This window comes from Microbacterium sp. (genome assembly GCF_049661145.1).
Taxonomy (GTDB): domain Bacteria; phylum Actinomycetota; class Actinomycetes; order Actinomycetales; family Microbacteriaceae; genus Microbacterium.
This window is the reverse complement of the sequence record NZ_JBASZT010000447.1, coordinates 1-9,194: the sequence shown is the minus strand read 5'-3', so window position 1 is coordinate 9,194 and position 9,194 is coordinate 1. Positions and strand designations below refer to the sequence as shown.

The 9,194-nt window shown below is 69.9% G+C and carries 13 protein-coding genes and 1 pseudogene; 9 read left to right on the top strand and 5 right to left on the bottom strand.

Going from position 1 to position 9,194, the window contains the following annotated elements:
- Both WBP48_RS18405 and WBP48_RS18400 read right to left on the bottom strand, forming a co-directional pair.
- A pseudogene (locus WBP48_RS18405) lies at positions 1-207 on the bottom strand (hypothetical protein); the annotation flags it as partial.
- 224 nt (positions 208-431) lie between these two features.
- Complete coding sequence (locus WBP48_RS18400) at positions 432-1,187, bottom strand: winged helix-turn-helix domain-containing protein (protein ID WP_424442234.1); 756 nt, start codon at positions 1,185-1,187, stop codon at positions 432-434.
- 420 nt (positions 1,188-1,607) lie between these two features.
- On the opposite strand from WBP48_RS18400, the gene WBP48_RS18395 reads away from it, so the two are divergent.
- The 3 genes from WBP48_RS18395 to WBP48_RS18385 all read left to right on the top strand — a co-directional run bounded on the left by WBP48_RS18395 (position 1,608) and on the right by WBP48_RS18385 (position 2,712).
- A complete protein-coding gene (locus WBP48_RS18395) occupies positions 1,608-2,192 on the top strand; it encodes a toxin (RefSeq protein WP_424442233.1) in 585 nt (194 codons plus the stop codon).
- Positions 2,189-2,488 (top strand): GNAT family N-acetyltransferase, encoded by a 300-nt coding sequence (locus tag WBP48_RS18390; protein WP_424442231.1) that lies wholly within the window; start codon positions 2,189-2,191, stop codon positions 2,486-2,488. Before WBP48_RS18395 ends, WBP48_RS18390 begins: the two co-directional genes overlap by 4 nt.
- A gap of 68 nt (positions 2,489-2,556) precedes the next feature.
- Complete coding sequence (locus WBP48_RS18385; RefSeq protein ID WP_424442230.1) at positions 2,557-2,712, top strand: hypothetical protein; 156 nt, start codon at positions 2,557-2,559, stop codon at positions 2,710-2,712.
- Positions 2,713-2,735: 23 nt separating this feature from the next.
- Here the strand turns inward: WBP48_RS18385 and WBP48_RS18380 are convergent, their stop codons facing one another.
- Positions 2,736-3,590: an alpha/beta fold hydrolase gene (locus WBP48_RS18380; protein WP_424442228.1), complete on the bottom strand. Its 855-nt coding sequence runs from the start codon at positions 3,588-3,590 to the stop codon at positions 2,736-2,738.
- A 52-nt stretch (positions 3,591-3,642) separates the two neighbouring features.
- Here WBP48_RS18380 and WBP48_RS18375 point away from each other — a divergent pair, with 52 nt between their 5' ends.
- The 4 genes from WBP48_RS18375 (at position 3,643) to WBP48_RS18360 (ending at position 6,334) form a co-directional block, all read left to right on the top strand.
- The gene (locus WBP48_RS18375; protein ID WP_424442226.1) at positions 3,643-3,930 is read left to right on the top strand and encodes a DUF2277 domain-containing protein; all 288 of its coding nucleotides are present in this window, start codon (positions 3,643-3,645) and stop codon (positions 3,928-3,930) included.
- 62 nt (positions 3,931-3,992) lie between these two features.
- Positions 3,993-4,223, top strand: a complete 231-nt coding sequence (locus WBP48_RS18370; RefSeq protein WP_424442224.1) for a hypothetical protein — start codon at positions 3,993-3,995, stop codon at positions 4,221-4,223.
- 128 nt (positions 4,224-4,351) lie between these two features.
- Entirely contained in the window at positions 4,352-4,675 is a 324-nt protein-coding gene (locus WBP48_RS18365) for a type II toxin-antitoxin system PemK/MazF family toxin (RefSeq protein WP_424442223.1), read from the top strand.
- A gap of 192 nt (positions 4,676-4,867) precedes the next feature.
- Positions 4,868-6,334 carry an MFS transporter gene (locus WBP48_RS18360; RefSeq protein ID WP_424442222.1) on the top strand — a complete coding sequence of 489 codons (1,467 nt, stop codon included), beginning with the start codon at positions 4,868-4,870 and terminating at the stop codon, positions 6,332-6,334.
- A gap of 11 nt (positions 6,335-6,345) precedes the next feature.
- Here WBP48_RS18360 and WBP48_RS18355 read toward each other — a convergent pair whose 3' ends face one another.
- Together WBP48_RS18355 and WBP48_RS18350 are read right to left on the bottom strand one after the other, a co-directional pair.
- On the bottom strand, positions 6,346-6,609 hold the full coding sequence (locus WBP48_RS18355; RefSeq protein WP_424442220.1) for a Txe/YoeB family addiction module toxin: 264 nt from the start codon (positions 6,607-6,609) through the stop codon (positions 6,346-6,348).
- Entirely contained in the window at positions 6,606-6,863 is a 258-nt protein-coding gene (locus WBP48_RS18350; protein WP_424442219.1) for a type II toxin-antitoxin system RelB/DinJ family antitoxin, read from the bottom strand. The genes WBP48_RS18355 and WBP48_RS18350 overlap by 4 nt, the downstream gene beginning before the upstream one ends.
- A 193-nt stretch (positions 6,864-7,056) precedes the next feature.
- On the opposite strand from WBP48_RS18350, the gene WBP48_RS18345 reads away from it, so the two are divergent.
- Positions 7,057-8,205 carry an exonuclease SbcCD subunit D gene (locus tag WBP48_RS18345; protein WP_424442217.1) on the top strand — a complete coding sequence of 383 codons (1,149 nt, stop codon included), beginning with the start codon at positions 7,057-7,059 and terminating at the stop codon, positions 8,203-8,205.
- A partial coding sequence (locus WBP48_RS18340; RefSeq protein WP_424442216.1) for an AAA family ATPase occupies positions 8,202-9,194 on the top strand: 993 nt, incomplete at its 3' end. The genes WBP48_RS18345 and WBP48_RS18340, both read left to right, overlap by 4 nt.

The following is a 9,194-nucleotide window of genomic DNA, read 5'->3' as shown; positions in this document are numbered from 1 at the left end:
CTGCTGGTACGTGATCGCGCGGCGCGCGTCGATCGGGATCCGCGGCCGGAACTCGGTCTCGACCGGCCGGCCGGCCGATGGCCGCGGGTCACGTGCGGTGCGCGGGTAGAGCGCCGGTCGCGGGTCGGATGTTTGGGGCGTGTGGCGCGGGTCGAGCGCAGAGCGCGGGTCGCGCGGGTGCGTCGGCATCCGCGGCTCTGCCTTCATGCCGTCACCCTACGCGACCCCCACCGACAAGCGCCGCGTGACCCCGCTGCGCCCCCATCCAGCAGTCGCTTGTGATGGGTGTGTGGCGCGACAACTGTGCCGAAGCGACTGCTGAACGCACCTCGCCTGGACTCGGCAGTCGTTTGTGGTGGGTGCACGAGCCCGGAATTGTGCCGGAGCGACTGCTGAACGCGATACGCGGCGGCAGCGCCCCCGCCCAGCGCTCAGAAGCGGTCGGGTGAGGGGGCGCCGTGGCCGTAGCGGATGACGACGTCGGCGTGCCGGTCGAAGCGGTAGCCGATCCCACGAACGGTGCGCACGATGTCCTCGTAGCGGCCGAGCTTGGCGCGCAAGCGCCGCACGTGGACGTCGATCGTGCGCTCGCCGGGGGCCTCCTCGGCGTCGGCGTGGTTCCACAGCGATGAGACCAGTTCGGTGCGCTCGATCGTGCGACCCTCGCGCAGCACGAGGTACTGGAGCAACTCGAACTCCTTGAAGGTGAGCGCTGCCGACTCGCCGTCGATGTGCACGCGGCGGCGCGAGATGTCGATTGTGACGCCGCCGGGGACGTGGTCCTCCTCGGGCTCCTCGGTCTTGGTGCGGGCGACGGCGCTCGGCTCGTGAAGAGCCAGGCGCACGACGTCGACGTCGCGACCGCCGGCTCCCGTCGGGGCGAGAGCGACGGTTGCGTAGGTCTCGGCGTGCGGCGCGAGCTCGCCGAGCGTGCGACGCAACGCTTCGACGAGGGTCGACAGTGACACGCCGTCGGCGACGGCCTTGCCCTCGTCGATGCCGACGTAGAGGGCGAAACCGCGCGGCGCGGTGCCGACGGGGATGCTGCCCGTCGCCGGAGCGGCGGGAGCCGGAGCGGTCGCGCGGGCAGCGAGCGCAACCGGCGCGGGCGTGGTGGACTCGGCATCCGTGACGGCGTGCAGATGGCGGACGGTGGTGGGACGGGCGAGAAGAGCGGCGTTCGACATGAGTGGTGTCCTTCGGGAGGAACCCGGAGCGGGCGCTTCGACGGGTTCAGGGTGTGTTGCGATGGCCGACCCGGGAGGTACTCGGGGTCGAGGTGCGAGCAGCAGGGACGCGCGTGGCGGGCGATCCGCGATGCTCGGGGGAGCGACGGCCTTGCCCTGAAGACTCAGGTCAGAAGCGGCTGGCGCACCCGGCAGGGCTTACCGTGTCAGTGACACATTCGGCAACACATGGCAACGCGCGGCATCATCGTGCCGACGGGTCCGTTCGCCTCCCGGGCGGACAGAGTGCGTGCGTTGTCAGTCATGTGCCCGATTATGACGAACGGCGTCCCGCCGTGTCAAACCGCGCGGATGCTGCGGCCACCGCATGACGGAATGTGACGAGTTGTCGAGCGCTCCGCCGCACGCGAGAATCGACGGATGCCCGAGCCGGTATCCGCCCCGCGACGTTTCCACATCGTCGGCACCTCGGGCTCGGGGAAGAGTCACCTCGCGCAGCAGGTCGCGGCGCGTACCGGGCTGCCGCGGCTGGATCTCGACGCCGTGTTCTGGGACGCGAACTGGACCTATCGCGATCTGGACGAGGCACACGCGATCATTCGCGCGTTCCTCGATCGGCATCCGGACGGCTGGGTCGCCGACGGCAACTGGACGAACCGCCTCGGCGGACTCCTCGATCCCGGTACGCCGGGAGGTGCCGACGCGCTCGTGTGGGTCGACCAGCCCCGACCCGTCGTCATGCGCCGGGTCGTCGCACGGACGTTCCGCCGCGCCGTCACGCGGGAGGAACTGTGGCACGGCAACCGCGAGCGGCTGGCGAGCTGGCTGCGGTGGGCTCCGGAGGAGAACATCGTTCGCTGGGCGTGGACCGACTACCCGCGGAAGCGGGAGCGGATGCTGCAGGCCATCGCGGACGGCATCCCGGTGGTCCGGCTGCGCGGGCAGCGCGAGGTCGACGCGTGGGTCGCCTCGCTGCCTTCGGGTGGGCGTAGCGTGGAGTCATGAGCACGCTCACGTTCACGGACGAGAAGGACGAGTCGCGGTACACACTCCACGATGGCGATGACCTCGTGAGCGTGCTGGATTACCGTGACGACGGCCGCACGCTCGCGATGACCCGCGCCTACACGATCCCGGCTTTCCGGGGTCACGGCTACGCGGGCGAGATCGTGGCGCGCGCGGTGGCGGAGGTCGCGGCGCGCGGCAACCGGGTCGTCAGCCCGGTCTGCTGGTACGTCGCCGACTGGTTCGACGCGCATCCCGAGCACGCCGACCTGCTGGCCCAGCGCCGCGTCGGCTGACGGTCGGTCCCCGCGATTGAGCAGAGCAGTGGGCTGCGCAAGAGTGGGATGCACGAGTGAGGAGACCCATGAGCAACGATCTTCCCGAGGGCGTCATCAACGCCGAACCCGCCGGCGGCTGGGAGAGCGGCGAGATCGCCGACGAAGAGACCGCCGAGGCCACCGAGCGTGAGGCGGCATCCGCGAACGAGCCGTCCGATGATGTCGAGGCGGACGCGGAGTAGCCCGGGGCCGGGGACGCGCGGGGTCAGTCCGCCAGCCAGCGCCGCAGTTCCGCGGCCGCGGGACCGGCGGTGCGGATGAGCGTCTCGTGGTGGTGACCTGCGACGACGAACGGCGTCGCCTCCGGGATCGCCGCGACGACCTCGTCGAACCAGCCCTGCGGCACGACGGCGTCGAGCTCGCCTCGCACCACGAGCGCGGGCACCGCGATGCGCGGGTAGACGCGTTCGGGGCGGTGGACGAGCATCGCGTGCAGCTTGCGCCGCAGGTGCGGTCCCGCGCGCAGGTATTCGCGGCCGCCGAGCAGCAGCACCTTCGGGCTCTCGCCGAAGAGGTCGCGGCCGAGGCGCCAGAGTTGTGTCAGCGCACGGCGGCGATGTCGATCGACGGTGGGGGCGACGAGCACGAGCCGCTCGACCGTCGCAGGGTGGCGCACCGCGACTTCCGTGACGACCTGGGTTCCCATCGAGTGGCCGAGCAGGATCACCGGCCCGCGGTCGAGGTGACGCAGGTACGCCGCGACGAGGTCGGCGAGGCGCTCCATCGTCGGCGTGCGCTCCGGCTCCGGTGCGTCGCCGTAGCCAGGCAGGTCGACCGCGACGGCGACGGCGTGGTCGTCGAGCCGCTGCACGAGGTCGGCGAACACCTTGCGCCCCATCCCGATCCCGTGCACCAGGACGAACGTCCGCGCGGCGGACGGGTCGCCGCGCCGTTCCGCGATCAGCGTCGACCCGTCATGCGTGAACTCCTCGATCTCGCCGTCGTCTTTGGGGAGCCCCGCGAGTTCGTCGATCGCGCTGTCCACGGCATCCGTCGCCTTCTCGACGACGTCGGATGCCGCATCCGCCGCCGCCTGCAGGGGGGTCCCGTCCGTGGCCATGAAACGAGGGTAGGGCCTGGTTCCGACATCGCACCGCGCGTACCGTGAGGGCATGTGCCGGAACATCCACACGCTCCACAACTTCGAGCCCGCCGCGACGAGCGACGAGGTGCACGCCGCCGCGCTGCAGTACGTGCGCAAGATCGCCGGGACGACGAAGCCCTCGAAAGCGAATCAGGCGGCGTTCGACCGGGCGGTCGCAGACATCGCGCACGCGACGGAGCATCTGCTCCACGACCTCGTCGCCGTCGCTCCGCCGAAGAACCGCGAGGAGGAGGCGGCCAAGGCCCGGGCGCGGGTCGAGAAGTCCGGCCGGTACGCGCCGCGCATCGCGTCGTGAACGCATCTCTGACAATGCGACGCGCATCCCAATGCGGGATGCATCTGTGCTAGCGTCGGATTGTGAGCATTCAGATCGCCGTGCGCCTGCCCGACCGAGTTGTCGCGTTCCTCGACGATGCGGTATCACAGCGACGAGCATCTAGCCGTGCGGCGCTGGTGAGCTCTGCGCTGGAGCGCGAGATGCGGCGGATCGCCGCCGAGAAGGATGCGGAGATTCTCCGTAGCCGAGGTGCGGCCGACGACCTCGACGATCTCGTCGAATGGAGTGCCGGCCTCGAACTCGATGACTAACTCGAAGGTCCACGAGGCAGACTTTCTCGCCGCACGGCGCGGCAGCGCCCCTGAAAAGCAAATGCGAAAGTCTCGTGACATGACCCAGATTTCCTTACCCACGGCGCGGCAGCGCCACTGAGAAGCCGATGCGAGAGATCTGCCTGGCTCGACTCGACAAGACCCGACCTGTGCTCGTCCTCACGCGCGGTGCAGCGCGAGGTGCGATGACGAAAGTCACCGTCGCTCCGATCACCTCGACGGTGAAGGGGCTCAGCAGCGAAGTACCGGTCGGGCCTGAGAACGGGCTCGATCACGGCAGCGTCGTCTCGCTTGACAACGTGGTGACGATTCCGGTCGGACTGCTGGGAGAGACCATCGGGTTCCTCACGGAGGGCCAGGAGACCTTACTGGCGCACGCCATCGTCCTTGCCTTCGACCTCGATCTCCCGCTCCTGCGCGACGTCGTGTGACGCTCCGTCCATCGGCCTACGTCATACGATCGTCCACTCTGGTGCATCGAAGCCAGGGCGAACTCCCGCCACAGCTGGCGGCTCTGAACCGCACGAACTCGAACGTTCGGATACTCGCGGTACGGGCAGCCGAAGAGGATCGGTGGACGTGCAGTGACCCCCGCGACCCCTCGACGCCGCTAGCGTGAACGGGTGACTCCACCCGCTACCGCCGGCATCCCCCTCGATCATGGCCAGCGGTGGCGGGCCTTCTGGGTGTGCGTGTCGGTCGCCGCCCTCACGATCCTCGACCTCAGCAAGGTCAACGTCGCGCTGCCGTCGATCGAGAGCGCGTTCGGGGCCGGGTCGACGCAACTGCAGATCGTCGTGTCGGGCTACGTCCTCATGTTCGGGCTCGCGCTTGTGCCGTTCGGGCGGCTGGGCGACCAGCGCTCGCGCCGGGCGTTGTTCCTCGTCGGGCTCACCCTCTTTCTCGTGACGAGCGTCGTCTGCGCACTCGCCCCGACGATCGAGATCCTCATCGCCGGACGCCTCGTGCAGGGGTTGGCCGCCGGCATCCAGATGCCGCAAGTGTTGGGCACGATCCAGCAGATCTTCGTCGGCAGCGAGCGCGGCCGCGCGTTCGGGCTGTTCGGAGCGACGGTCGGCATCGCGACCGCCTTCGGTCCCACCCTCGGCGGCCTCATGATCGCCGTCGGCGGCGCGCACGACGGCTGGCGCTGGATCTTCTGGCTCAACGTGCCGCTGTGCATCCTCGTGATCGCCGGTGTCATCTGGTTGCTGCCGCAGACGCGGCGACCCAGCGCCGGGCATCTGCACCTCGACCCGGTCGGGCTCGTGCTGTTCGCTTTCACGATCGTGACACTGATGTGGCCGTTCCTGTTCACGACCGGTTCTCCCGACGATGACCCGCGGCGCTGGTGGACTCTCGTCGTGTTCGTCGTGTTCGCGGCGGGGTTCACCTGGTGGGAACGGCGGTACTCGGCATCCGGTCGCGCTCCGCTCGTGCCCTTCTCGCTGTTCTCGATCTCGTCGTTCCGCAACGGGACGCTGCTCGTGACGGCGTACTTCACGGCGGCGCCGGCGACGTTCCTGCTGACGACGCTCTTCCTGCAGGCCGGGGTCGGGCTCGAACCGGTCTTCGCGGGCATGGTCTCGATCGGGTTCGCGGTCGCGAGCGCGATCACCTCCTGGATCGGCGGCAATCTCGTCGGGCGCCTCGGGCGTCCGCTCGTCGTGGGCGGACTCGTCGTCGTGCTCATCGGCGTCGTCAGTCTCGCGATCGTCGCCTACACGGTTCCGGCGGATGCCGTGGCATACGTCATGGCCGGAGCGATGCTCGTGACGGGTGCCGGTGCGGGCCTGGTGATTTCGCCGAACCAGACCCTGACTCTCGCTGACATCCCGCCCCGCGAGGGCGGGCTCGCGGGATCGGTGGGCCAGCTGGGGCAGCGCATCGGGACGGCGGTGGGGACGGCGGTCGGCCTGTCGCTGTTCTACTCCACGGTGTACCGCGAATCCGATGCGGACCACCACGGCCTCGAGGTCTACCACGACGCCTACGCCTACGGCATGGTCGCCGTGGGTGTCTTCGTGGCGCTCGCGCTGCTGGTCGGGGTCGTGGATCTCGGCGCGCGTCGGCGCGCCGAGCGGGCGTGAGCGGTGGCGCCCTACTCGTAGTGGCCGGCGCGCGAGACGATATACAGCTCTCCGTCCATGAAGGCATAGACGAGTCGATTCCTGGCGTCGATGCGAACGCTCAGCAGGCCGTGATCGCTGTGCTTCAGTCGCTCGGCCTTGCCGATCGAGGGGCGGTCTTTTCCCGCTCGCTCGATCTCCTTGATCAGTAGGTTGATGCGCTTGAGCGTCTTTCGGTCCTGGGCCTGCCAGGCCAGGTAGTCATCCCAGGCCTGGTCGCTCCAGAGCTTCTTCACTCGTCATCCACGAGCTCGTGCTCGGTGGCGGCGCCGGCCCGCATCGCGGCAAAGCGGGCATCCATCTCTTCGCCGAATTGGCGCTCGGTCGGGGTAGCGGCGACCACGGCGAACGGAAAGCCGCGACGCGCGACGAACTGGCGCGCGAAGACGTTGAATGCGGCCGCCGAGGTCAGCCCCAGGCTTCTAGCGACCTCGTCGACATCACGCTTCAACTCCGCGTCCATGCGGATGTTGAGTGTTGTGGTCCCCATGCGTCCTCCAGTCCAACCGCGGCGATGTGATACACAGAGTATATCTGCCATGCGCCAGATAGGCCACAGGAGTAGTGATGTGCCGAGTCCACACGCCGCGGATGGCGGTCGTCGGCCGGCCCGGATGGGGTCGGGAGAGCCGCCTGCGGCGGGCCTGCGGGGCGATGTCGGAGACCCGGCATAGCGTGTGAGCATGCGCATCTTGCATACCTCTGACTGGCACATCGGGCGGACCTTCCACGGTCACGCCACGCTCGATGCGCTGCGCGGCGTGCTCGAGACGCTGACCTCGCAGGTGCGCGAGCACGACGTGGACGTCGTCGTCGTCGCGGGCGACGTCTTCGACTCCGCGACGCCCGCGGCGACCTGCTACACCCTGCTCACCGACACCCTCCGCGCCCTCGCCGACACCGGCGCACAGGTGATCGTCACGAGCGGCAACCACGACTCCGCGGCCCGACTGGGGTTTCAGTCGGGGCTGCTGCGCGACGGCATCCACGTGCTGACGGATCCGGCTCGCATCGGAGATCCGATCACGGTGGCGGATGCCGACGGGCCGGTCCACTTCTACGGCATCCCGTTCCTGGAGCCCGCGCTGCTGCGTGCGACGTGGCCCGACGCGCGGTCGCAGGCGGCGGTGCTGGCGCGCGCGATGGACATCGTCCGCGCCGATCTCGCCGTTCGCGGCGGGCGGTCGGTCGCGATCGCGCACTGTTTCGCGGCGGGCGTGGAGCCCACGCCGCACCTCGAGCGCGATATCCAGCAGGGTGGGCTCGACGTCGTGCCGCTTCGGACGTTCGCGGGTGTCGACTACCTGGCGCTCGGTCACATCCACGGCCGGCAGCAGCTCGCTCCCCATATCCGCTACGCGGGCGCGCCCCTGCACTACAGCTTCGGCGAGGGCGACAAGCCGCGCGGGTCGTGGCTCGTCGAGCTGGATGCCGACGGGTTCGCCGGTGCGCAGTGGCTCACCCTGCCGGTTCCGCGTCGCCTCGTGACGCTGCGCGGTGCGTTCGAGGAGTTGCTCACGGACGCCGCCCACACGGATGCCGAGGACGCCTGGGTCTGCGTCGAGTACACCGACGCGCTGCCCGCGCGTGATCCGTTGCGGCGCATGCAGGCGCGGTTCCCGCACTGCGCGAAGGTCGTGCACGCCCCTGCGCTGGCCGCGGCATCCGACGAGCGCAGCTACAGTCAGCGCGTGCGCGCCGCCCGTAGCGACACCGAGCTGGTCGACGCGTTCCTCACGCACGTGCGCGACGGGCAGGGCGCGACCGGCCGCGAGCGGGAACTGCTGTGCGACGTGCTCGACGAGCGCGTGCGGGTGGAGGTGCTGACGTGAAGCTGCATCGGCTGGAGTTGACGGGGTTCGGACCGTTCCGCGACACGCAGGTCGTGGATTTCGACGCGTTCGACGGCGACGGGCTGTTCCTCATCTCGGGACGGACCGGCGCGGGCAAGTCCAGCATCCTCGACGGCGTGAGCTTCGCCCTCTACGGCACCGTGCCGCGGTACGACGGCGTCGAGAAGCGGTTGCGCAGCGACCACAGCTCACTCACCGATCCGACCGAGGTGCGGCTGGAGTTCACGGCCGGTGCGAGCCGTTGGCGTGTGACGCGCGCGCCGGACTACGAGCGCCCCGCGAAGCGCGGCGGCGGACTCACGACCGAGACCGCGCGTGCGGTGCTCGAGGAGCTCGTCGACGGCGTCTGGGTGGGCCGTGCCGCGAAGCCGCGCACGGTGGGGGAGGCTCTCGGCGAGGTGCTCGGTCTGAACGCGCAGCAGTTCCAGCAGGTCATCCTGCTCGCGCAGAACAAGTTCTCGCGGTTCCTGCTGGCTGCCGGCGACGAGCGGCAGACCCTGCTGCGGACTCTGTTCGGCACGCGGCGTTTCGAGCAGTATCGCGACGACCTCGACCGGCGGCGCCGGGACGCACAGCGCGAGCTTGCGGCCGTGGATACCCGGGCGCGGACCCTGCTCGACCAGGCCGAGCGGGTCATCGGCGAGAACGGACTCGCGAGCGAGGTGCACGGAGCCGACGAGGTCGCGGACGCCGGTGGGTCGATGGACGTGGCCGCGGACCGGTCGGCACTCGACCTGGCCGGACGCCGTGAGGCCGCCGACCGGGCGCTGCAGCGCGCGGAGTACCGCATCGAGCAGGCGAGCATCGCGCAGGGGCAGACGGATGCCGCGTATCAGGCCGCTGTGGCCGCCCACACCGACCTGGTGCAGCGCGCACAGCAGAGCCGCGACCGCGCCGCGGCTCGAGTGCGCCTGAGCGCACTCGAGGAGCAAGAACCCCAGGTCGCCGCGGTCCGCGCGCGCCTGGAG